Consider the following 22,472-nt stretch of genomic DNA (forward strand, 5'->3'; position numbering starts at 1 on the left):
GCGCTAATCCTTCAATTGCACCTCGACAGCGGCAAGCCGCTCTTCGAGCTGCGCAATATATAGGTGCGCTTTCTCCAGCTCGTTGAGCATCCCACCGGTCATGGCGGTGATGTTGAAAGGCCCACTCTCTGGCGTGGGGCCAACGTTTGGCAGATGCTTGAGCTTGCGCATCATTGCCGCCTGTTCTGCAATCGTGGGCAGCGGATAGTCCGTGTCAAAAACCCGGTCGCAACCCGCCGTGCAGGACCCGGCGGTGAAGAGTTGCCCTTCGATGGTCAGGTTGCCGTCCGCTGTCAGGGTCATTTCCGGCCCATCCGCCACCCCATCGGTGATGATGAACCGGTTCGGAGAGGCGTTTTCATGGACAAAGAACCATTCCGTGTTCGCCTGCGAGTTTTCCAGCGTGAAAAAGGAGCCGCCGTTATTTGACATCTTGAACATCTCGCGCACCGCGGAGGGAGAGACGCCGCCGTTCTCGACAATCAGACGGGCTGTGCCGTCATTGCGCGCCACGTGCAGCGGAGCGTCGGCGCTTGCAATGCCCAACCCCACATTCCCCGTGCCCGCCCCGATCCGCAAGGCATTCACCGGCGCATTGTTTTCGATGCGGAAGGGCACCTGAGCGTTCACTAGGTCATTCACGTAATAGCCGTTGCTGTCGGATACCATTTCCCAATCCGAGCGAGTCCGCCCACCAGAGGTGTTGCGGTGCAGACGGATATCTGCACGGAAGTCATCCTCGACATGAATGCGGCCCGTGGGAATGCTTGTGCCGATGCCAATATCCCCGGAGTCTTCCACAAACAGGCTGTTGTCTGGGGCCGTCGCTTCGATGGTGAAAGGAATGGTGTTTCCGTCAACGTCTTGCACGGCGAACTTGCTGACGGTCACGTCATTGATGAGCAGCCGCCAATCGTTGCTGGAAATGCCCGTTGCGGTGGAACTGTCTTCAAACAGGATGTCGGGCTCGGACCATTTCAGCCGCAGGGGGTCTTGTACAATGGTCTCCGTGCCGGTGCAGACTGGGCCGATACAGGCGCGGCCTGCGATAGCATTGACATTGGCGTCAAAGAAGTTTGTCCCCGCCCCGTTCTGGGTGATCTCTCCACTGAGGGTGAGATCGTTTCCAGTAAGATTCTGGGCTGCCAGAGGTGTGGCCATCACGGCGGTTGCCAGAGTTAAGACAAGTCGGTTCATCAGAAAGTCCTTTCAAAAACGCGCCAGAACGAAAGGTTCTGCGGTATGCGATGCAAAGCGCCGTGTTCGGAAAACGACTGATGCGCTTCAGGGTGTGGCTTGGGGGTGCGGGCACGCCCCCCGGCCGGGATTTGGTCGGCGGCCGCACAGATCGACGCCGCGCGCGTGCAAGACGGCGCATTCAAGTCAGCCAATACGGGGGGTCGCCTCTGGGGCGGTGCAGTTGAAACAACATCGGGCCGGGTCAGAGTCTTCTCAACAAACAAATCGGTACCTCACCCGGCAGTGCCAGCGTTCACTAGACAATGAGTATTGAAGGTTTGTGTTAACCTGTCTAGCGACTTGAACCCTGCTTGCCCTGGTTCCAGCCGTACAGAGACCTTCAGAAAGGTCAGACAAGAACCTGCCGCCAAAGCACACCATCGAGGTCAAAGGCCGGTGGTTATTCCAGCCGGTCCAGCCGCGCGCTGAGTTCCGCAATCAGCCTGGTTTGGTTCGCGTAGTTTTCCGCCTGGATATGGGCCTCTTCCTCAAGCGCGATGGTGTATAGCGTCAATTCTTCCACCTTCTTGAGCAAGGTCATCTGCATGTCAGTCATGTTCAGCCCGTCTCTGGCGATCTCGGCAGCAGAAGGCACGTCAGGCAGGTGGCTGTTTTTCCGGACGAAACTGGCCACTTCTGCCAAGGGTCGCAACGCGTAGTCCTCCCCAAACACATAGTCCGGCACGTTCAACGTCGTGGACCCGGCCACAAAGCCGCCCTCGACCGTCAGAACACCTTCGGCGGTCAGGGTCATCTCCGGCCCGTCGGGAATGCCATCGGTGATGATGAACCGGTTGGGCGCAGCGTTTTCATGAACAAAGAACCACTCCGTCCCCGATTGCGTGTTGTCGAGGGTGAAGAAGGACCCGCCGTTATTCGCCATTCTGAACATCTCGCGCACTGCAGAGGGAGAGCCAGCTCTGTTCTCGACCAATACGCTGGCCGTTCCGTCTGCTCGGCTGACGTGTAGAGGAACGGACGCCGACGACACCCCCATGGCAACGTTGCCGTTATCTCGGATGCGGAGCGAATTGCTGGGCGCGCCATTGGCGATGGTAAAAGGAACCGCCGGACCAGCATTCATGTCAAAGATGGCAAGTCCGGACGATCCCACATTCATCAGCCAATCTGGCGCTACACCATTGGTCGCCTCGATACGGATGCCGGGTGACCCCGTATCAACGATATGAAGCGTGGTCTCTGGAAGGACCGTTCCCAGACCAATATCCCCATCCGGGGCCATCACGAATGCGCTGCCTGGCGCATCTTCACTCATGATAAAGGGCGTGAACCCGGTCGCGTCGTTTCTGATGGCAAAACTGTCGAAGAGACCAACGTCGCTGTCACCCCGAATGCGCCACATATTGCCAGCAGTGGTGCTGGTATCAAAGAACAGAATCTCGGGATTTGTGCTGCGGATTTTGATGTCTTCGCCGTTGAACGGCTCACCGTCCATGCAGGTGCTTGAACCGACGCAGATGTCGCGGGTTACAATCAAATCGTCATTGATCACCTGATCAGCCAAAAGCGGTGTGGTGTGCAGGCAAAGGGCGAAGGCGGGCACTAGGTAACGCATCATAACACTTACTCCTCCAAAGATAGATGAGGGTGCCGGGCAGTACTCAGAGATCGGTCCGGTCACTCACCATGTGCGCGCGATTGTGCCCTGCCCCTTCCTTTACGTCAACTTTTCGCCAAAAACGCCTCTGGGTACGCTCGCCGAGCCATGGTCGCGACCACGCCGCTTTCCGCTTGAATTTGGTTGGCTATCTGCCGGGCGATGACCCCTTCCTGTTCAAGCGATCTCAGCCTTCCTCTTCTTCTTCGACGTCTTCAGGTGTGATGACCACACCGCGTTCCACCACAAAAAAGCCCGTGCGGTAGAAGGGGATCATCAGCTTGGGCGCGTCGTCATCTTCCTGGATCCGGAGGGCATTTTTTTGCTTGCGGGTGTCTTCTTTGTCCGTCGCGGCACGCAGTTCAAATTGGTAAATGCCGTCTATCGCACTGCCGGACAGGCGATAGACCGGCGTGCCGTTCCGGGCCTCAACCCGTTCAATGGTGCCGTCCGGAGAGGCCACAACCAGCGAGGCATTGGCCAGCCCGACCCAGTTTTCAAACCAGACCGTGTTGGAGTTATGCATCTGCACGGGATTGGGTTTGGTGTCGGCAAAAGCCGTTGGGCTGACAAGAATCAGGCCAAAGCTCAGCAGCAGGGGGCGCATAATATGAAACATGAGATACCTCGTAGTTCACCTGGGCGGCACGCGATGTGAGCCCAATTTATGCCACCTCTAAGCAATCTTGTCCAACAGCGCCAAGTCCAGACGCAGACGTTCGAAGATTGGTCCGACAGCGCCCCCACCCGAGCCCGTGCTTTCATGTAACCTGCCACCAAAGGATGACCCAGCTCCTATTTCAGCTCCTGGCTCCTATGGGAATACTAATTCCGAACCCATAAAACGGTCCGATGGAAGTTACGTTAAGTATTTGATTTTTCAAGAAATGGTGCCCCCACACGGACTCGAACCGCGGACCTACTGATTACAAATCAGTTGCTCTACCAGCTGAGCTATAGGGGCACTGGCGGTGCTATACATTTGGCGGGGCGCCGGTGGCAAGGGAAAAAACCGCGCTTTTCGAACCAAGCTGAAGGTGGGTCAGATCCTCAGCGGTTGGTCCGGGCAAGCCATAGCACCGCGACCAGGCTGACGGCCATAACCATCAAAGCGGGCGGCGCCGCGTCTGTTATGTTTTCCAGCGAAGCCTGATCATAAACACGGGTCGCGAGAGTGTCGAAATTGAAGGGCCGCAGCAGCAATGTGGCCGGCAGTTCCTTGAGGCAATCCACAAACACCAAAAGCAATGCGGTGCCAACAGAACCCTTGATCAGGGGGACGTAGATCTCGCGCAACACACCGCCCACACCACGCCCCAGCGAGCGGGCGGCGAGCGGCAGCGACGGGGCCACCCGGCCCATCGCGCTATCGACAGCGCCCTGCGCAATCGCAAAGAACCGCACGACATAAGCCAGCACGATGGCGAAGGCGCTGCCGGTGAGCAACAATCCAGGGTCCGTGCCCGTCATAAATGTGATGGCATCGGCCAGACCGTGGTCAAGAAAAGACAACGGAATCAAGATGCCTATGCCAATGACTGCACCAGGCGCAGCATAGCCAATGGTCGTGAAAGGCAGCAGCAGCCTTGGCAGGCGACGGCCTGTCTGCCGCACGCCGTAGACCATGAACAGCGCGCCCAGAACGGTGACAAATGCGGCCGTACCGCCCACGGCCGCGCTGTTAAGCAACGCCCGCATCAAGCCCGGGTCGGCCCACCCCTCAATGTTGTGGGCGGCGTGGGAGGCTATGACCGTGGCGGGCAACACAAACCCGACGAGGAACGGCACAGCGCACAGGGCGCAGGCCAGCCAACCGCGCGGCCCCGTCAGAGCCGTCTTCACGATAGGGCGGCTCTGCCGCGACAGTCGGAAGAAACGCAAACGCGCCCTGCCCGCCTTTTCAAACCCCACAAGCATAAGCACAAGGATCAGGACCAACGAGGCGATCTGCGCCGCACCGCCCGCATTGTAGCCCTCCAGCCATACCGAGAAGATGCCGGTGGTGAGCGTTTGAACCGCAAAAAACTCGACCGTGCCGAAGTCAGAGACCGTCTCCATCAATACGATCGCCGTGCCGGCAGCGATCGCCGGCCTGGCCAGCGGCAAACCGATCTTGAAGAAGCGCGCAAAGGGCCCGGCCCCCAGAGCCCGGGCCACATCAAATGTGTCGGCGGAGCCTTCGCGGAACGCGGCGCGGGCCAGCAGATAGACGTAAGGATAGAGCGCCGCGGCCAGAACAATGGAGGCAAAGCCACGTGACCGTATTTCGGGAAAGCGGTAATCCTGCGCATTTTGCCAGCCAAAAAGATCACGCAACATCGTCTGCAGCGGGCCTGCGTATTCAAGGAAGTCGACCAAGGCGTAAGCCCCGACATAAGCCGGCACCGACAGGGGCAGAAGCAGCGCCCATTCCAGCACCCGCGACAAAGGGAACCGGTATTGCGTTATCATCCAGGCCGCAGCAGTGCCTGCAACCGCCGCCAGACTGCCGGTGACCACCATCAGGAACCCGGTATTGATCAGGTACCGTGGCAGCGTTGTGGACACGAGATGCGGCCAGATATTGTCGGTTGGGGTCAGTGCAATCCAGAACACCGCCAAGATCGGCGCAAGCACCATCGCCGCAATCAGCAGAGCCCCTGCGGACCAAATATCGGGGCCAGGCCGACGCCGCACGCGGCTTACTTGAGTGATTTGCTCAGTCATATCGGCCCTGTGCCTAACTGAAAGGCGTTTGCCTGTCTACATTCCGGTCTATAAGACAGCAACATGCGCCCTTTGGCGCGGTTAACGGAGACCATGACCACATGCAAATTGCCCTCCACCTTGGCGTTCATTGCACGGATGAAGATCGGTTGACCAAATGCCTACGCCGCAACGCTGAAAAGCTGGCGGAGGAAGGGATCAACGTCCCCGATGTCAGTCGCTATCGGCCGGTGATCCGCGAGGCTATGCATGTTTTGCAGGACGATGCCGCTCCGATCGAGATGCAGCAAACGCTGTTGGACGCGATGATGGATGACGACGACGCGTCGCGCATCGTGTTGAGCCATGACAGCTTTCTAGGGGTGCCGGGGCGGGCGGTTGAAAGCAACCAGCTTTATACAACGACCTCGTTCAAGATGCCGCGGCTGCGCAACCTGTTTGGGCAATCTCAGGTGGAGATTTTCATTGCCCTGCGCGACCCCGCGACGTTCATTCCGGCCGTGTTCGGGCGGGCGAAGGAGCCTGAATTCGCGAAATTCATCGAGGGGTCGGACCCCCTTAGCCTGCGGTGGTCGGACATGATCACCCGGCTGCGCGCAGCGGTCCCCGACGCCCCTGTCACCGTTTGGTGCAACGAAGATACCCCGTTGATTTGGCACGAAATTCTGCGCGCAATGTCCGGGCATGACGAGTTCACCGTGCTCGATGGGCGGGACGATTTTCTGGGGGAGCTCATGCGCAAAGGCGGGTTGGCGCGGATGCAGTCCTACCTTGAGGCGCATCCGCCGAAGAACGAGCTGCAGCGGCGACGGATTGTGTCGGCGTTTCTGGACAAGTTCGCGATGGAAGACGCGCTGGAGGAAGAGATCGATCTGCCGGGCTGGACCGAGGACTATGTCGAACAGCTGTCGGCGCTTTACGACGAGGACGTCGAAAAAATCGCGTTGATTGAAGGCGTTACGCTGCTGCGGCCTTAGTGGCTTTTGAGTATTTTTGCCAAAACGAAGCTCTAAGACCTACATTCCAAGCGCTTCTTTGTAGAGCTCCAGAACCGCTTCCTCTTCAGAAATATCCTGCGGGTCGCGCTTGCGTAACGCCATGATTTTACGAAGAACTTTCGTGTCGTAGCCGCGGCCTTTGGCTTCGGCCATGACCTCTTTCTGGGCGTCGGCGAGGTCCTTTTTCTCCATCTCAAGACGTTCAAAACGCTCGACAAACTGGCGCAGCTCGTCGGCGGTGACGCGGTAGGTACTATCAACTACGGAGGTATCGGACATCGGGGTGCGCCTTCCTTGAAAATGGGTCGAGACCATGGGATATAGCGGCATGGCGCAGGCTTCAAGCGCCGGTTTCTTCGGTCCCGCGCGACCCCAGCTAAAGGCTTGAATTCATGGCATATCTTATCCCCCTAGGGGCCATCGTCACCGTGGTCGGGTTGGTCCTGTTGATGGTGTGTATCCTGCGGGTGGCAAAGGCGCGCAAGGCGGGGTTGCCGGAGGAAGAATTGCGGGCGGTTCTGGAGGCCACGGTGCCGATGAACCTGGGCGCATTGTTCCTGTCAGCGCTTGGCCTGATGATGGTCGTGGTGGGCATCCTGCTGGGTTGACGCGCGACAGGGTTAACACCCCAAAACCGTTAAAAACCACGTACACAGGGCGTACACACCCTGTACACAGCCCGTACCGACAGGGGCTTGCGCAGCGACAAGGTTAACGCAGCCAGTTTACGGGATGGCGGGCGGGGCGATGCTCTGAAAGAGCGAGCGGCGCAGCGTCATCCCTCCTCCAGCCATTTGTACATCACATGCGCGTCAACCAGCCCGAGCTTGGGGTGGTCAAAGACGCGCGGCAGCATGCCGACGGTTTCGAACCCCAGTTTGTGCCACAGCCCGACCGCGCCGGCATTTGACGCCAGCACCATATTGAACTGCATGGCGCGGTAGCCCAGCGCGCGGGCCTCGGTCTGGGAGTGCTCACACATCGCGCGGGCCACGCCCCTGCCCTGCGCGGCAGCGGCGGTAACGTAGCCGCAATTGCACACATGCGCCCCGCCGCCTGCGGCGTTGGTCTTGACGTAGTAGGTGCCGAGGATCTGACCCTGATCTTCGGCCACGTAGGTGGCCTTGGGCAAATCGCGCCAGAGCTGCAGCGCGTCTTCCTTCGAGATGTCGCGCGCAATTGCATAGGTTTCCCCGGCCGCGAAAACGGGGCGCAGGATGGACCAGATTGCGTCGTGGTCATCGGGGGTGGCGTGGCGGATATTCATGGGCAGGACGGTATTTTGGTGCGGTTGGGGAGGCAACTTGAAAAGGGTGGCTGTGCTGGCACTGTCTGCTTTGCGGACTGTCGAGAAGCAAATTACAGCACTGTTAGAGAGCTTGCGGCGTATCGAAGGATGTAAGGCTTCTCACTTGGCTCACCGGCCGGTTCCTCGTGTCCAAAAAATGCGATGTAGCAATCATGGGTTAGGATGTCATCGTTGAACCAGCAATGCACTACAACTCCATACTCAGATGCTCCGTCTTCGAGCCCATCATACCTAACTCGTGTACCTTCCTTCAGATGCACTTAACCTGACCTTCTCTTGCTCCTAATTTCGACGCCTAGCCTAGCGCAATTTTCTGACAATTGAGAGGTCAATTTGGGCTCCTGAGCGGCCATTCATCCGGGGCGCTGAAGTGGCTTGGAGCCAAGGCGCGCCACGGGAAGGCGGGGTGAACCCCGCCCTACAGTCGTGCGCCGGTGGCGGTGTCGAACAGGTGGCAGATGGAGGCGGGCACGTTGGCTTTGAAGTCGTCGCCAATCTCGGCGCGGAACTCCTTGTCGGCTTTCACCGCCATCAGCGCAGACCCAGACCGGACCGTGACCATGGTGGCGTCCCCCAACAGCTCCATTGAATAGACCGGGGCCGCGACCTGGGCCTTCTTGGTCGAGACCGAGGCGTCCTCGGCCCGGAAGCCAAGCGTGATGGGGCCGTCGGGGCCGGTCAGGCCTTTGACCTCGATATTGGCGGCGGTGAAGGTGCCGGATTTCAGCTCCCCCTCCACCAGGTTCATCGCCGGGTTGCCGATGAAGGAGGCCACGAAGGTGTTGGCCGGGTTGTCGTAAATGTCGGTCGGCGTGCCGACCTGTTGGACGATACCTTTTTCCATCACCACGACGCGGTCGGCCAGGGTCATCGCCTCGATCTGGTCGTGGGTCACGTAGATAGTGGTGGCTTGCAGTTCATGGCTGAGGTTCTTGATCTGCGCACGGGTTGAGACGCGCAACTTGGCATCGAGATTGGACAGCGGTTCGTCCATCAAGAAGACCTGCGCCTTGCGGACAATGGCACGGGCCAAGGCGACACGCTGGCGCTGACCGCCCGACAAAGCGGCGGGCTTGCGGTCGAGGAAATCGTCAAGTTCGACCATGGCCGAGGCCTTCATGACGCGGTCATGATGCTCGGATTCCGGCACCTTGCGGACCTTCAGCGGGAAGCGGATGTTCTCATACACCGTCATATTCGGGTACAGCCCGTAGGACTGGAACACCATCGAGATATCGCGGTCCTTGGGGTCGACATTGTTGACCATACGGTCGCCGATCCAGACCTCGCCTTCGGTCGGGTCCTCAAGGCCTGCGATCATGCGCATTGTCGTGGTCTTGCCGCAGCCGGACGGGCCGAGCAGCACCAGAAATTCCTTGTCCGGAATGTCGAGGTTGAAGTCCTTGACCCCCACAAAGCTGCCCCAGCGCTTGTTAACGTTCTTGAGTTTGATTTCAGCCATCTCGATCAGCCTTTCACGGCGCCTGCGGTCAGGCCGCTGACAATTTGACGTTGGAAGAAGAGCACCAGCACGAACAAGGGCGCAGTGGCGGAGACCACGGCGGCGACGGCGAACATCACGTTGCCCTCGGTCTGGGTCGTACCGAGGAAACCCGCGATCTTGGGCACCATGGTCTGGTTCTCCTTGGCCAAGAGCATCGCGGTCACGGCGAAGTCGTTATAGGCCAAGAGGAACGAAAACAGCCCCGTGGTGATGACGCCCGGCCACATGACCGGGATGATCACATAGCGGAAGGCCTGAAATTGCGTGCAGCCGTCAACCTTGGCGCTTTCGTCCAGATCCATCGGGATTTTGGTGAAGAAGGAATGCAGCATCCACAGCGTAAACGGCTGGTTGATCGCCACCAGCACGATGATCGACGTGGGCAGGATGCCCCAGACGTTCCATGCAAAGAACGGCTGCAGATAGCCCGAGACCAGCGTGATCGGCGGCATGGCGCGGAAGATCAGCGCGATCATCAGCAGCCAGAACGTGTAGCGGAAGCCCGAGCGCGACAGCGCGTATCCGCCCAGAGTGCCGAAGGTCAGCGAGATGCAAACCACGCAGAAGCACACGATGGAGGTGTTGAGCACCGCTTTCCAGAATTCCTCCTGTACCCAAGCGCCCTCGTACCCCTCGCCGGTGAAGGCAGAGCCGTGCACGGCTTGCGTTTGCGGGCCAAACAGCGCGTTGGTCCAGTCCTGCAGGGAGAAGAAGTCCAGCTCGACCTTGAACGACCCCCAGAGGGTCCAGATGAACGGGAACGCGGCGAGGATCAGCCAGAAGACGACGAAGACCCAGATCAGGATATTCAGCGCGGCAGAGCGGGACTGGGCTTGGGACACTGTTGTTTCCGACATGGCTTAGCTCTTCCCGTTGAAGTCGCGCCATGTGCGCATCAGCACAGGGCTCAATAGGATGGCGACGCAGAGGATGGTCAGCACCGAGGTGCTTGCGGCCGAGGTCAGCAAGCGTTGCTCCCCGCTGAGGTCATTGTAGATGATCCAACTGAGCGAGGTCGCGTGCGCCTCTGCGTTGAAGCCCACGATGGGCTCAAACACCCGAAAATTGTCCATCAGCTGGATCAGCGCCACGAAGGTCACCAAGGGCGTCAGATGCGGGATCACCACGTAGCGGATGCGCTGCCAGCGGGATGCGCCGTCGATGACCGCTGACTCCAGCGTGTCCTGCGGCAATGTTTGCAAACCGGCGTAGAAAATCACGAAGGCAAAGGGCGCTGAGTGCCAGACGCCGTAGACCATCAACGTGACCCAGGTCAGCGGGGTGGAGGCTTTCAGACTGAGCGTGGGGTCATTGAAGACCCATTGGATGAGCGAGCCGACGACCCCCCGGGCGTCGATCATCCAGAACAGGATCAGGGAGCCGACCAGCGGCGTTACGATGAAGGGCAGCAGCGAGAAGAAGATCACGAGGCCTTTAACCCAGCTGCTGAGCGTGTTGACCGCAAGCGCGATGATCAGACCAAGGACGATCATCAGCGGCGTGACCACGAACGTGTAGGTGAGCGTGAAACCCATGGCGCGGTAGAATGGCAGGTTGCCCAGACGGTTGAAGAACGCGCCCCAACTCTCTGAATTACGCCACAATTCGCCGACTTCGGCGACCGCCAGATGGCTGCGGTCAAGATAGATTTCCAGCCCCGCCCATTGGCCCAACGGGTTGGCGTCGCGCAGTATCTGCGTGGCCTCCTGGTCAATGGTGGTGGAGGGTTTGCAGCCGAACGGTCCGCATTCCTCGACCGTGATCAAAACGGCGTCGACCGGCACGTGCATGGATTGGCTGATAACGGAGACGATCGGCAGGAAAATAAACAACAACATGGCCAGCCCGGTGGGCAAGAAAAACCAGAAGAATGTCTTGTGTTTCAACGCCGTGTCCCCCGACCCTCATTTACATGAGGTAGCAATTCTTCGTGCTTGGCGCGAGGGCTTGAAAGCCCCCGCGCCAAGGTCGTCTTATTGCAGGAAGCCTGCTTCTTTGGCCGCAGCAGTGTAAGCCGCTTCGACGTCAGCCAGCGTCTGCTCTGCAGATTCCTTGCCCTGCATGAAGTCAGGCAGCTCTGCACCCAGTGCGGTGTGCAGCAAGCCGATGTAAGGCAGCGTTGGGTAAGGTGTGGCGCCGGACTTGATGGTCTGGAACACGCCCTCGGACAGGTTGGTCGGCTCGTAGCCTTCGATCAGCCAAACCGCCTGCTCGTTCACGCCATCGGCTTCCAGAATGGACGGATCAATGGACGCCATCATCGCCTTGAAGGACGCTTCCGCATCTGCGTCGGAAATGTTGGACGCAACGGTCCAGCCGTCCCACCACAGCGTGGTTGCAGGAACGCCGCTATCGCCAACCATCATTGGACCGGTCAACGCGGTGTTCTCGGCCACGCCTTCGACAGAACCCTCTGGGTCCAGCAGCGCAGGTGTCCGCGAGCCCCACATTTGCAGCATGGCCACGTTGCCAGCTTTCCATTCAGCGGAGATTTCGTTGTTGTTCAGCGCAAGGAAGTCGGGGTTCATGTATTCCGACAGCGCCTTCATCATCTCAAGAGTGGCGACGCCCTTCTCGTTGTTGATGTTCGCTTCGGCGGTGCCTGCTTTGAAGAACTCTCCGCCATGCCCGATGAACATGTTGTTGAATTCCTGGCCGATGCCCCAACCTGCGGAATATGCGCCGCCAACGGGGTTTTCCATGATGCCCTTGTCACGCAGGACTTTGGCGTTTGCCAGCACGTCCTCGTAGGATTTCGGCGCTTCCAGACCGGCCTCTGCCAGAATGTCGGAACGGTAGACCATGTGCTGCGCGTTCGCCATGAAGGCCACGGCCATCACCTTGCCGTCCAGCGTGATCTTTTGCTGGTTGGGCAGGTCAGGCGCGTGCGCGGCGATCAGATCATCCAGCGGGCGGATCAGGTTGTCGGTCATCAGCGGCGCGATAGAGCCGTTCGAGATGATCGCGACAGTGTATTCCGCCGGGTTGTTGGTCATGCCGGGCACTTGGATGTTTTTGTGCTCTTTGGTCAGGTTGGCCGTGACCTCAGCAGAGTCCGAGGCACAGGCCGCAGCCCCCGCGCCCAAAGTCTGGATGGCCGGGAATTCATTGCCGATGATGCTGACCCGGCCTTCGCCGATATCGCATGCATGACCATCCGCCATTGCGGCGGAGGCAAATGCCACAGCGGCAACGCCGCTCAGCAGTGCAAATTTCATGTGTTTCATTTGGTTCTCCCTGTGGTGTGACCCGCGGTTAGCGGCCGGGGCCGAAATATCGAAAACCGCCAATAGTCATACTTTTTCAGTAGAGAATACGTATTCTGGCAGCAGATAGCGTGATCGTGGCAAGCCCAGCGCGCGTTTGCAAGCCCGAATTTTCGCTATCAGCCATTGAGGTCCCCGAAATTCTGCCGCTCCGCCGCCAATTCGCGCAACAAGGGAGCGATGTCCCATCCCGTCGGATCGGCCTCGTGCAATATTTCAACGCGGCGCAAAATCTGGAAAGTTGTCGTCTGATCGGCGTCCTGCATCGGCCCGCCGCGCCCGCGCGGGTAGCCAAACCCATGCACCAGAAGCGCATCCACATCCGAGGGCCGCGTGGCGATGCCATTGCCCACCAACCGTGCGCCCTCATTGACCCAGGTCAGAATGATCTGGTCACGCATCTGCCGGTCGGTGAAGCTGCGGGTGGTGATGCCTTTGGACCGGCGCTCCTCGGCCAGCAGCTGCAGCATGTCCGAGTTTGGCACGCTATGCGTCTCCCCTTCGGCATAGACATAGTAGCCCCGCCCGGCCTCCCGGCCGAACCAACCGGCCTCGCACATCCGGTCGGCCAGCGCCAAATAACGCGGGTCCGGCTCATGCGGGTGCGATTTGCGGTGCATCCAGCCCTGCCTGAGGCCCATCAGGTCCATCGCCTGATACGGCCCCAAAGCCATCCCGAAGGACCGCATCGCCGCATCAATGCGGTCCGGCGTCGCCCCGTCCAGCAACAGCCGGTCCGCCGCGCGGCGGGCGGCCTCCATCAGATAGGCCCCGACCAGCCCGGGATGCGCGGCGCTGCGAATGGGCAGCTTGCCCAGCATCTTGGCGAAAGCATGCGCCGTGGTGACGGCGGCAGGGTCCACGCCGGCGGGCACGCCAATTTCCATACCGTCCAGCCCCGGCAACGCGGGGAAGGAATGGAGCGCCACAACCTCAGAGGCGCGGGTGCTGACCCGCTGCAGCTCGCTCAGGTCGGCATAAGCGCTGGTCGTGGCCAGCACCGCGCGCGGCTTGGCAGTTTTGCCCAGCCCGTCAAAGGCTGCCTGGCGCAGACCGGCCTGCTCGGGCAACGCCTCGATGATAATATCGGCGCTGCGCAGAGAGCCGAAATCTGTTGTCAGGTTGAGATGGGTCAGCGCCGCCGCCCCCTGCCCCTCGGACATGCGCCCGGCGCTGACGGCCTGCTGGTAATGCGCCCCGATCCGGTCCAGCACGAGGCCGACCCCCGCCTCCCCCTGCTCGACCAGGGTCACCGGCAGCCCGGCATCAAGGCAATTGATCGCCATCCTGACGCCCAACGCACCGCCACCGAGGATGCCGATCCCCTCAATCGGCCTGACATGGCCATGGGCCAGCTCTGCAAATTTCGCCGCGCGGCGTTCGGCGAAGAAGCTGTGGCGCAGCCCGGCCGAGCGCGGCGTGGCCAGGCATTCAGCGAACGCGGTGCGTTCCACCTGCCGCCCGGCGTCAAAAGGCAACAGCAGCGCCGCCTCGACGCAATCGACGATCTTGTGCGGCGCAACATCCTTGCCCAACGCCGCGCGGCGCTGCGTGATCCGCGCCATGTAGGCGGCCCCGTCGGTCAGGTGCCGACGCAGGTCGCGCGTGCGGCGGATATCGGTTGTCTCGGCGGCGAGCGCCTTGACCACGTCGCGCAGATCATCGCCCGCCAACCCATCGACCAGCCCCGCGCGCTGCGCGTGGGCGGCTGTGATGGGCGCGCCGGTCAGCATCATGTCGAGCGCGACATCAACGCCCACCAGCCGCGGCGCGCGTTGCGTGCCGCCCGCGCCGGGCAAAAGGCCCAGCTTGATTTCGGGCAGACCCAGCTTGGTGTCTTCATGCGCGATGCGATAATGCGCGGCCATGGCCAGCTCCAACCCGCCGCCAAGAACCGTGCCATGCAACGCCGCGATCACCGGCTTGTCGGCGCCCTCGATCAGGTCGCACAGCTCTGGCAGGTCGGGCTCCGCAAAGGGTTGGCCAAACTCGGAGATGTCGGCGCCCGCCGGGAAGGTTTTGCCGTTGGCCGCGATGACGATGGCTTTGATGGCATCATCAGACAGCGCCGCGCCCAGTGCGCCGAGGATGCCGCGCCGCACGGCGGTGGACAGCGCGTTGACCGGCGGATTTTCGATGGCGATCAGGGCGACGCCGTTCTGGCGCTCTAGACGGACGGGGTGTTTCATGCGGTCTTTCCGGAAATGATGTCGCCCGCCGCGCGGGCCAGCAAGGGGATGGCGGCGGCGTAGGTTTTGGCCGTCTCGGGGTTTGACGCGTTGCCGTCATGGGCGCGGCGTACAACGCCTTCCAGGATCGCGGCAAGGCGGAAGAAGCAAAAGGCCAGGTAGAATGGCCAGTTGTCGGGGGCGGCGATCCCGCGCCGGGCGCAGTAGCTGGCGACGTAATCCTGTTCCGACGGGATGCCAAGCGCCGCGCGGTCCAGCCCGCCAAGTCCGCGCATGCCGCCCTGATGAGGCAGCCGCCATTGCATGCATTGATAGGCCAGATCGGCCAGCGGGTGGCCCAATGTGCTAAGCTCCCAATCCAGCACTGCGACGACCGTCGGGCTGTCCGGCGCGAAGATCATGTTGTCCAGCCGGTAATCGCCATGCACCAGCGACACCTGGCCGTCATCGGCAGGCATATGCGCCTCAAGCCACGCCATCAGCCGGTCCATATCCGCGTTGTCAGCTACCTTGGAGGCCACATATTGCCGCGACCAACGGTCGGTCTGACGGGCGAAGTAGTTGCCGGGTTTGCCAAAATCGCCAAGGCCCACGGCCTCCACATCCACGTCATGCAACGCAGCCAGTGCGCGGTTCATTTCGTCATAGATCGCGGCGCGCTCTGACTTGCCCACCTCAGACGTGGCCGGGTCCCAGAAGATGCGGCCCGCCACCATTTCCATGATGAAAAATGCCCGGGCCAAGGGGGATGCGTCGTCTGTGGCCAGATGGATCATGCGCGGCACCGGAACGTCGCTGCCCTGCAGCGCATCCATGACGCGGTGTTCGCGGTCGACCTGGTGGGCCGATTTCAGCAACGTGCCTGCGGGTTTGGCGCGCAGCACATAGGTCCCTGTTTCGCAGTGCAGCTTGTAGGTCGGGTTGGATTGGCCGGTCGCAAATTTCTCCAACGACAGGGGCGCTCCGATCTCGGGCGCGGCATCGGCCAGATAGGGCGCTAAGTCGTCTACTTGTATGTCGGTGGAGGACCCCATGCCCCGACTTTACGCGCGCGGTGCCGATTGACAAGCGGTGTGGTCGCCATAGGCTGCGCTTTGCCCCCATTCTTGAAGGATACTGCCCATGAACCTCGGCCCCTCTGACCGCCTGCAGCCCATCCTTGAGGCTGTCAAAACAATGGTCCGCGACGACGTGACCCCGTTGGAGGCGGAGTATTTTGCCGAAGTGGAGGTGGGTGACCGCTGGACGCTGACCGCGCGCCAGAGCGAAATTTTGGAAGGGTTGAAGTCGAAGGCCAAGGCGGCGGGCCTATGGAACCTGTGGTCAGCGAAGACGGGCCATCAGCTTTCCACGGTGGACTACGCCTACCTGGCCGAGGAGATGGGCAAGGCGCATCTGGGGCCGGAGACCTTCAACTGCAACGCGCCGGATACCGGCAATATGGAGGTGTTCGAGAAATACGGCTCGGACGAGATGAAGGCGCAGTGGCTGGTGCCATTGCTGGAAGGCCGGATCCGGTCGGCCTATTTGATGACGGAGCCGGATGTTGCGTCTTCTGACGCGACCAACATTTCGCTGTCTTGCGTGCGAGACGGCGATGAATACGTGCTGAATGGTGAAAAGTGGTGGGCCACCGGCGCGGGCGATCCGCGCTGCGCGGTGTATATCGTGATGGTGCGCACGGCTGTGGATGGGCCGAAGCACCAGCAGCATTCGATGATTGTGGTGCCCTCGGACACGGACGGGATTGAGAAGCTGCGCGCCATGCAGGTTTACGGCGACGACGAGGCCCCGCATGGACATATGCATATCCGGTTTACGGATGTGCGGGTGCCTGCGGAGAATATGTTGCTTGGGGAGGGTCGCGGTTTTGAGATTGCGCAAGGCCGCCTTGGGCCGGGACGTATTCATCACTGCATGCGCGCGATTGGCATGGCGGAACGTGCGCTGGAGCTGATGTGCAAACGCTCGCTGGCGCGGGAGGCCTTCGGCAAACCGCTGGCGCAGCTGGGCGGCAATTTTGACTACATCGCCAATGCCCGCATGCAGATCGAGCAGGCCCGGCTGTTGTGCCTGAAAGCCGCGTGGATGATGGACCAAGGCGACGCACGCGCCGCCGCGCCGTGGATTTCGCAGATCAAGGTGGAGGCCCCGCGCATCGCTTTGGAGATCACCGATCAGGCGGTGCAAATGTTCGGGGCGCAGGGCATTTCGCAAGATACGCCGTTGGCGCGCCAATGGGCGCATCTGCGCACCTTGCGGCTGGCCGATGGGCCGGACGCGGTGCACCGCCGCCAGGTCGCCCGCGCCGAGCTGCGACGATATACGCAGGAAAAAATCTAGCATTCGTGATTGGACGAAGACGCTTATTCTGCGAAACTGGCGCGCAGGAGGACATCGTCATGGATATGCAGCCCGAAGTTCACGCCTTTTTCGATGAAGCGACCAACACCGCGTCCTACGTGGTGCGCGACCCTAACGGGTCGAGCTGCGCGATTATCGACAGCGTTTTGGATTTTGACTACGCGTCGGGGCGCACGGATACGCGTTCTGCCGACGAGGTGATTGCCTTTGTCAAAGACAAGGGCTGGTCGGTGGACTGGTTGCTGGAAACCCATGTGCACGCGGATCACCTGTCCGCCGCGCCCTATCTGCAGGACGCGCTTGGCGGCAAGATCGGGATCGGCTCGGCGATCACGACGGTGCAGGAACAGTTCGGCAAGGTTTTCAACGAGGGGACCGCGTTTCAGCGCGACGGGTCCCAGTTTGACCAGCTGTTCAAGGAGGGTGACAGCTTCCACATCGGCCAGCTGCGCGGCGACGTGTTGCACACGCCGGGCCACACGCCTGCCTGCATGACCTACGTGATCGGCGACGCGGCTTTTGTGGGCGACACGCTGTTCATGCCGGATTTCGGCACCGCGCGATGCGATTTTCCGGGCGGATCGGCGGGGGATTTGTACGACTCCATTCAGAAGATACTGGCGCTGCCGGATGAGACCCGGATTTTTGTTTGCCATGACTACAAGGCCCCGGGGCGGGACGAGTTTGCGTGGGAAACCTCGGTGGCGGCGGAGAAGGCGGGCAACGTGCATATTGGCGGCGGCGTCACGCGTGAGGCGTTCGTCGCATTGCGCGAGGGCCGCGACGCCACGCTGGGCATGCCGAAACTGATCATCCCGTCTTTGCAGGTCAACATGCGGGCGGGCAACATGCCGGAGCCCGATGACAGCGGGAAGGTGTTCCTGAAAGTGCCGGTCGACGGTTTGTGACCTGCGGGATTTGAGTATTTTTACCAAAACGAAGCGGAGGGCGGGATGCCTTTGGATTGGGTGTGGGGCCTCGTAGGGGGCCTTATGATTGGCACGGCTGCGGCGGTGTTTTTGTTGATGAACGGGCGGATCATGGGGGCCTCGGGCCTTTTGGGCGGCGTCGTGGATGGCTCGCGCAAGGGCGCGGCGCGATCTGAGGCGGTGCTGTTTTTGGCGGGGCTGATCGGGGTGCCCTTTGTCTGGCATATGGTGCGCGGCGCGCCGGAGACGCATTTGACGTCTAACATCGCCGTGCTGATCGCGGCGGGGTTATGCGTTGGTTTCGGCACCCGGTTGGCCAATGGCTGCACCTCGGGGCACGGGGTCTGCGGCATCTCCCGGCTTTCGGTGCGTGGGATTGTGGCGACGGTTCTCTATTTGGCCGCGGGCGGGCTGACCGTGTTGGCTTTCCGCCATATGTTGGGGCTGATCTGATGCGGGGGCTGATCGCAGTGGCCGCTGGCGGGCTGTTTGGGATGGGGCTTTTGACCTCTGGCATGACCGACACCACCAAGGTGCAAGGCTGGCTGGACCTGTTCGGCGCGTGGGATCCGACTTTGGCCTTCGTGCTCGGCGGGGCGATTATCCCGATGGCCATTGCCTGGCGCATCGCGGCAAAGCGGCGCGATGCAGTGCTGGGCGGTGTGATGCCCGCGCAGCCGGACGCTGAGATCACCCCGCGCCTTGCGGTTGGGTCCGCGTTGTTCGGGGTCGGCTGGGGCCTGTCGGGGCTTTGTCCCGGCCCCGCCATGGCCTCGCTTGGGTTTGGCGGCTGGCAAGGGCTGGTGTTTTTCGTCGCCATGTGCGCCGCGATGATGGCGCAGCCGCGGGTGACAGCGGCGTTTGCGCGGGGTAGTTGAAGGGCATGGATACCCGCACCCTTTCCCCCGATTTCGCCGTTGCCCCGCAGATTGATGCCGCGGACGTGGCTATTCTGGCCGACCAAGGCTTCACCCATGTCATCTGCAACCGCCCCGCTTTTGAAAGCGCGCCGGACCAGCAGCCGGACCTGATCAAACAGGCCGCCGAGGGTGCCGGGCTGGGCTGGACCGACAACCCGATGGCCGGCGGGCAGCTGTCGATGGACATGATCGAGGCGCAGCGTGCGGGCAAAACAGAAGGCAGCAAAGTGCTGGCCTATTGCGCGTCTGGCACCCGGTCCGCGATCCTGTGGGGGCTGTCGCAGGCTGGGCGAATGGCGACTGATGACATTCTGGCCGCCATGGCTGACGCGGGCTACCCAATGGAGCAGATGCGCGGGCAGTTGGATATGCTTGCGAACTAGTAAGCGGCGTCCTAGCTTGCCCCTATGAGCAAATCACCAGACCATAGATGGCATGACTTTTCCGAAGCGCGCCGCTGGCACGACATGGGCGGCGACGCCGCCGGTCCCGTGCCCGTTGACCAACATGACTTCGCCTTGTGGGAGAAGCGCGTTGACGCGCTGATGATCCTTGGATCGGCGCGCGGCCATTTCACCGTAGACGGGCTGCGCCGCTGCCTCGAAGACATGGGGGAGAAAGCCTTTGAAGAGATGACCTATTACGAGCGCTGGGTCGCCTCCGTGAACCAGAATTTCATCGAGGCCGGTGTCTACACGCTGGAAGAACTTGGCGCGAAGATGGCAGAGGTCAAAGCGCGCGGCGACACATACGGGGCGGCGCAGGATGCTTGAGGCAGGCGCGCAGGTCCGCATCCGCAACATGTCCCCGCCCGGCCATATCCGGACGCCGCATTATCTGCGCGGCAAAACCGGCGTGATCGAACGCGCGCTTGGGCCATATGAAAACCCTGAGCAGCGGGCCTATTGCCTGCCAGCCCCCGAAAAGCAGCTCTACCGCGTGCGCTTTTCCATGGCCGAGCTATGGGGCGACGACGCCGAGACGCCGGACGACACGCTGGACGCCGAAATTTACGAACACTGGATCGAAAGCTAAGCCATGCCGCATGATCATCACGACCATGACCACCTGTCGCCGTCGGGCCATCCTTATCGTGAGGACAATGACGCGCCGCTCAGCTACTGGCAGACCATGGAAATCGCGATCCGCGAAATCATGATCGAAAAGGGCGAGTTCACCGCGGCGCAAGTCAACGCGCAGATCGAAGCCATGGACGCCCGCAACCCAACCAACGGCGCCAAGGTTGTGGCCCGCGCCTGGGACGAGCCGGAGTTCAAGGCGGCGTTGCTGGCCGACGGCTCAAAGGCCACCCGCGAGATGGGGTTCGACATCGGCCCGATGAACCTGGTCGCCGTGGAAAACACCGAAGACACGCATAACGTGATCGTTTGTACCCTGTGCAGCTGCTACCCGCGCAACCTGCTGGGGCTGCCGCCTGATTGGTACAAGACCCGCGAGTACCGGTCCCGCACCGTCAAGGAGCCGCGCAAGGTGCTGGCCGAATTTGGCGTTGATCTGCCCGACGGCACGACCTGCCGCGTGCATGACAGCACCGCCGACATGCGCTACATCGTGCTGCCCGCGCGGCCTGCAGACACCGATGGGTGGAGCCAGGAACAACTGGCCGAACTGGTGACCCGCGACAGCATGATCGGCACCGGGTTGCCCAAGCAGCCGGGCTAAGCCCGCGGCTTGTGGTCCGCGCAGAGCGCCATTATGTCAGGCCGGGTCGCAGTTCAGGAAAGCACGTGTAACCCATGGCCTTAGGTGAGACAGCAGGCGGGCGTAAGGGCCCGGTCGAGTTTGCCTCCAACCTCGCGATCCGCGCGGTGATCGGGGCGGCGATGCTGGTGCCCTACAGGTACCGCGTGCCGATGGCAGGCTGGATCGTGTCGCGGCTGGTGGCCCCGCTGGCAGGGTATTCGCGGCGGGTGAAGGACAACCTGGCCCATGTCTGCCCCGACCTGCCGGAGGCCGAAGTCAAACGCCTGATGCGCGCGGTGCCCGACAATGCCGGGCGCACCTTGATCGAGATTTATTCCGGCAAAGGCTTCACCGACCGCTTCGCGCACGCGCCGCTGACTGGCCCCGGCGTGGCAGCCTTGGAAGCGGCCCATGCCGCCGGACGCCCCGTCGTGCTGGTCACCGGCCATTTCGGCAATTACGACGCGCCGCGCGCGGCCCTGATCGCCAAAGGGTTCAACGTCGGCGCGCTCTACCGCGAGATGAATAACGGCTATTTCAACGACCATTACGTGGCCGCCATCAGCCAGGTCGGCACCCCGGTCTTCCCGCGCGGGCGGCGGGGGTTGTCTGGGTTGATCAAATTCCTGCGGGCGGGCAACATGGGCGGCTTCCTGATCGACCAATACATGTTTGACGGTGCCAATATGACCTTCTTCGGCAAGCTGGCCCCCACCGCGCTGTCCGCGGCCGAGCTGGCGCTGAAATATGACGCGCTGGTGGTGCCGACCTATGGCATCCGCCAACCCAACGGCCTGGATTTCGAGGTGGTTTGCGAGGCCCCTATCCCGCACAGCACGCCAGAAGAGATGACGCAGGCGCTTAACGATTCTCTCGAAGCGCTGGTCCGGGAGCACATGGATCAGTGGTTTTGGATACATCGCCGCTGGAAGCCCGAGCAGACCGAGCTGCGCGAGATTGCCGGCAAGGCCTAGTTCACTTTGGCCGCGGCCACGATGGGCCCGCCAAGACCTTCCTGAATGATAATCACGGCCGGGCGGTCGCCTTGCGCTGTGGTGTCGAAGCTCAACGGCGTTTTGCCGTCCCAGTCAGCCACTTTGGTCCAGCCCATCACCACGTTGTGGTAGGTGATCTGGCGGCCTGCGTTCTCGCCACGCTTGATGGCGACGCTCTCGCTTGGTGAATATTGCACCAGCTGCACCACCATCCGACCGGGCGCGGCGCCTTTGGCCTGCGCGCGAACCATCACGGCCTCGCCGCTGCGTTTGGCGCTGATCGTCACCTTCTCAGGCAAGGCGCTGTGTTTGGCAATCGTGTCGGCCAGATCCATGCCTTTGGTGCCCACAATGTGGTCCTTGCCGCCAATAATCATTTGCGGCGTGTAAATCATCGACGACCCGGCCACAGCGGCATAGCGCCGTTGACGGTCACTGAAGGCGGGGTTGGCGAACGCGTCCTTCCAGCCAAGGTAATCCCAATAATCCACGTGCAAGGACAAGGCGATGACCCCGTCACGCTTGGCCAGCTGGCCCAACAGCGCATCTGCCGGCGGGCAGGACGAGCAGCCCTGCGACGTATAAAGTTCCACGACCACATCCGCCGATGCCTGTTGCACCGGGAGCAGTCCCAACATCAGTGTGGCAGCGATTGCCAGACCCTTACGCATGTGTCGATATCCCTTTTTCGGCTACGCTACACCTAGCCTCCCCCGCGCGATGAGGCCAAT

At 61.4% G+C, this 22,472-nt stretch carries 24 protein-coding genes and 1 tRNA gene; 11 read left to right on the forward strand and 14 right to left on the reverse strand.

The window, feature by feature from the left end:
• Positions 1 to 3 precede the first annotated feature (3 nt).
• From Q0899_RS06340 to Q0899_RS06360, 5 genes are all read right to left on the reverse strand, one after another.
• Positions 4 to 1,197: a hypothetical protein gene (locus Q0899_RS06340; protein WP_298290016.1), complete on the reverse strand. Its 1,194-nt coding sequence runs from the start codon at positions 1,195 to 1,197 to the stop codon at positions 4 to 6.
• Between the two features lie 442 nt (positions 1,198 to 1,639).
• Complete coding sequence (locus Q0899_RS06345) at positions 1,640 to 2,818, reverse strand: hypothetical protein (RefSeq protein WP_299191625.1); 1,179 nt, start codon at positions 2,816 to 2,818, stop codon at positions 1,640 to 1,642.
• A gap of 226 nt (positions 2,819 to 3,044) precedes the next feature.
• On the reverse strand, positions 3,045 to 3,476 hold the full coding sequence (locus tag Q0899_RS06350; protein ID WP_298290009.1) for a hypothetical protein: 432 nt from the start codon (positions 3,474 to 3,476) through the stop codon (positions 3,045 to 3,047).
• A gap of 269 nt (positions 3,477 to 3,745) precedes the next feature.
• Positions 3,746 to 3,821 (reverse strand) — tRNA-Thr (locus Q0899_RS06355).
• A gap of 86 nt (positions 3,822 to 3,907) precedes the next feature.
• Positions 3,908 to 5,563 (reverse strand): iron ABC transporter permease, encoded by a 1,656-nt coding sequence (locus Q0899_RS06360; RefSeq protein ID WP_299191627.1) that lies wholly within the window; start codon positions 5,561 to 5,563, stop codon positions 3,908 to 3,910.
• Positions 5,564 to 5,664: 101 nt separating this feature from the next.
• Between Q0899_RS06360 and Q0899_RS06365 the strand changes: the two genes are divergently transcribed.
• Complete coding sequence (locus Q0899_RS06365) at positions 5,665 to 6,540, forward strand: hypothetical protein (RefSeq protein ID WP_298356829.1); 876 nt, start codon at positions 5,665 to 5,667, stop codon at positions 6,538 to 6,540.
• 39 nt (positions 6,541 to 6,579) lie between these two features.
• Here Q0899_RS06365 and Q0899_RS06370 read toward each other — a convergent pair whose 3' ends face one another.
• Complete coding sequence (locus tag Q0899_RS06370; RefSeq protein WP_299191629.1) at positions 6,580 to 6,840, reverse strand: DUF2312 domain-containing protein; 261 nt, start codon at positions 6,838 to 6,840, stop codon at positions 6,580 to 6,582.
• A gap of 113 nt (positions 6,841 to 6,953) precedes the next feature.
• Here Q0899_RS06370 and Q0899_RS06375 point away from each other — a divergent pair, with 113 nt between their 5' ends.
• Positions 6,954 to 7,169, forward strand: a complete 216-nt coding sequence (locus tag Q0899_RS06375) for a hypothetical protein (RefSeq protein ID WP_298297715.1) — start codon at positions 6,954 to 6,956, stop codon at positions 7,167 to 7,169.
• Positions 7,170 to 7,336: 167 nt separating this feature from the next.
• Here Q0899_RS06375 and Q0899_RS06380 read toward each other — a convergent pair whose 3' ends face one another.
• The 7 genes from Q0899_RS06380 to Q0899_RS06410 form a co-directional block, all read right to left on the reverse strand.
• Entirely contained in the window at positions 7,337 to 7,828 is a 492-nt protein-coding gene (locus tag Q0899_RS06380) for an N-acetyltransferase (RefSeq protein ID WP_298356823.1), read from the reverse strand.
• A gap of 460 nt (positions 7,829 to 8,288) precedes the next feature.
• Positions 8,289 to 9,332, reverse strand: a complete 1,044-nt coding sequence (locus tag Q0899_RS06385; RefSeq protein WP_299191632.1) for an ABC transporter ATP-binding protein — start codon at positions 9,330 to 9,332, stop codon at positions 8,289 to 8,291.
• Positions 9,333 to 9,337: 5 nt separating this feature from the next.
• A complete protein-coding gene (locus Q0899_RS06390; RefSeq protein WP_298297704.1) occupies positions 9,338 to 10,231 on the reverse strand; it encodes a carbohydrate ABC transporter permease in 894 nt (297 codons plus the stop codon).
• Between the two features lie 3 nt (positions 10,232 to 10,234).
• Positions 10,235 to 11,260, reverse strand: a complete 1,026-nt coding sequence (locus Q0899_RS06395; protein ID WP_299191634.1) for a carbohydrate ABC transporter permease — start codon at positions 11,258 to 11,260, stop codon at positions 10,235 to 10,237.
• 87 nt (positions 11,261 to 11,347) lie between these two features.
• Entirely contained in the window at positions 11,348 to 12,601 is a 1,254-nt protein-coding gene (locus Q0899_RS06400; protein ID WP_298297698.1) for an extracellular solute-binding protein, read from the reverse strand.
• A gap of 158 nt (positions 12,602 to 12,759) precedes the next feature.
• The gene (locus tag Q0899_RS06405) at positions 12,760 to 14,829 is read right to left on the reverse strand and encodes an enoyl-CoA hydratase-related protein (protein ID WP_299191636.1); all 2,070 of its coding nucleotides are present in this window, start codon (positions 14,827 to 14,829) and stop codon (positions 12,760 to 12,762) included.
• Positions 14,826 to 15,863 carry a phosphotransferase family protein gene (locus Q0899_RS06410; protein WP_299191638.1) on the reverse strand — a complete coding sequence of 346 codons (1,038 nt, stop codon included), beginning with the start codon at positions 15,861 to 15,863 and terminating at the stop codon, positions 14,826 to 14,828. The genes Q0899_RS06405 and Q0899_RS06410 overlap by 4 nt, the downstream gene beginning before the upstream one ends.
• An 88-nt stretch (positions 15,864 to 15,951) precedes the next feature.
• Between Q0899_RS06410 and Q0899_RS06415 the strand changes: the two genes are divergently transcribed.
• The 9 genes from Q0899_RS06415 to Q0899_RS06450 all read left to right on the forward strand — a co-directional run bounded on the left by Q0899_RS06415 (position 15,952) and on the right by Q0899_RS06450 (position 21,720).
• Positions 15,952 to 17,172 (forward strand): acyl-CoA dehydrogenase family protein, encoded by a 1,221-nt coding sequence (locus Q0899_RS06415; protein ID WP_299191640.1) that lies wholly within the window; start codon positions 15,952 to 15,954, stop codon positions 17,170 to 17,172.
• Positions 17,173 to 17,237: 65 nt separating this feature from the next.
• Positions 17,238 to 18,101, forward strand: coding sequence for an MBL fold metallo-hydrolase (locus Q0899_RS06420; RefSeq protein ID WP_299195265.1), 864 nt, complete (start codon positions 17,238 to 17,240; stop codon positions 18,099 to 18,101).
• Positions 18,102 to 18,146: 45 nt separating this feature from the next.
• Positions 18,147 to 18,575 (forward strand): YeeE/YedE family protein, encoded by a 429-nt coding sequence (locus tag Q0899_RS06425; RefSeq protein ID WP_299191643.1) that lies wholly within the window; start codon positions 18,147 to 18,149, stop codon positions 18,573 to 18,575.
• Complete coding sequence (locus tag Q0899_RS06430) at positions 18,575 to 19,000, forward strand: DUF6691 family protein (RefSeq protein ID WP_299191644.1); 426 nt, start codon at positions 18,575 to 18,577, stop codon at positions 18,998 to 19,000. The genes Q0899_RS06425 and Q0899_RS06430 overlap by 1 nt, the downstream gene beginning before the upstream one ends.
• Positions 19,001 to 19,005: 5 nt before the next feature.
• Positions 19,006 to 19,425: a TIGR01244 family sulfur transferase gene (locus Q0899_RS06435; RefSeq protein ID WP_299191646.1), complete on the forward strand. Its 420-nt coding sequence runs from the start codon at positions 19,006 to 19,008 to the stop codon at positions 19,423 to 19,425.
• A gap of 84 nt (positions 19,426 to 19,509) precedes the next feature.
• A complete protein-coding gene (locus tag Q0899_RS19390; protein ID WP_366942113.1) occupies positions 19,510 to 19,815 on the forward strand; it encodes a ScnB-like protein in 306 nt (101 codons plus the stop codon).
• Positions 19,808 to 20,077 (forward strand): SH3-like domain-containing protein, encoded by a 270-nt coding sequence (locus Q0899_RS19395; protein ID WP_366941522.1) that lies wholly within the window; start codon positions 19,808 to 19,810, stop codon positions 20,075 to 20,077. Before Q0899_RS19390 ends, Q0899_RS19395 begins: the two co-directional genes overlap by 8 nt.
• A gap of 3 nt (positions 20,078 to 20,080) precedes the next feature.
• Complete coding sequence (nthA, locus tag Q0899_RS06445; RefSeq protein WP_299191648.1) at positions 20,081 to 20,725, forward strand: nitrile hydratase subunit alpha; 645 nt, start codon at positions 20,081 to 20,083, stop codon at positions 20,723 to 20,725.
• 74 nt (positions 20,726 to 20,799) lie between these two features.
• Complete coding sequence (locus Q0899_RS06450; RefSeq protein ID WP_298356800.1) at positions 20,800 to 21,720, forward strand: lysophospholipid acyltransferase family protein; 921 nt, start codon at positions 20,800 to 20,802, stop codon at positions 21,718 to 21,720.
• Here the strand turns inward: Q0899_RS06450 and Q0899_RS06455 are convergent.
• The gene (locus tag Q0899_RS06455; RefSeq protein ID WP_298356797.1) at positions 21,717 to 22,412 is read right to left on the reverse strand and encodes a thioredoxin family protein; all 696 of its coding nucleotides are present in this window, start codon (positions 22,410 to 22,412) and stop codon (positions 21,717 to 21,719) included. The genes Q0899_RS06450 and Q0899_RS06455 overlap by 4 nt on opposite strands.
• Between the last annotated feature and the right edge of the window lie 60 nt (positions 22,413 to 22,472).

This window comes from uncultured Litoreibacter sp. (assembly GCF_947501785.1).
Lineage (GTDB): Bacteria > Pseudomonadota > Alphaproteobacteria > Rhodobacterales > Rhodobacteraceae > Litoreibacter.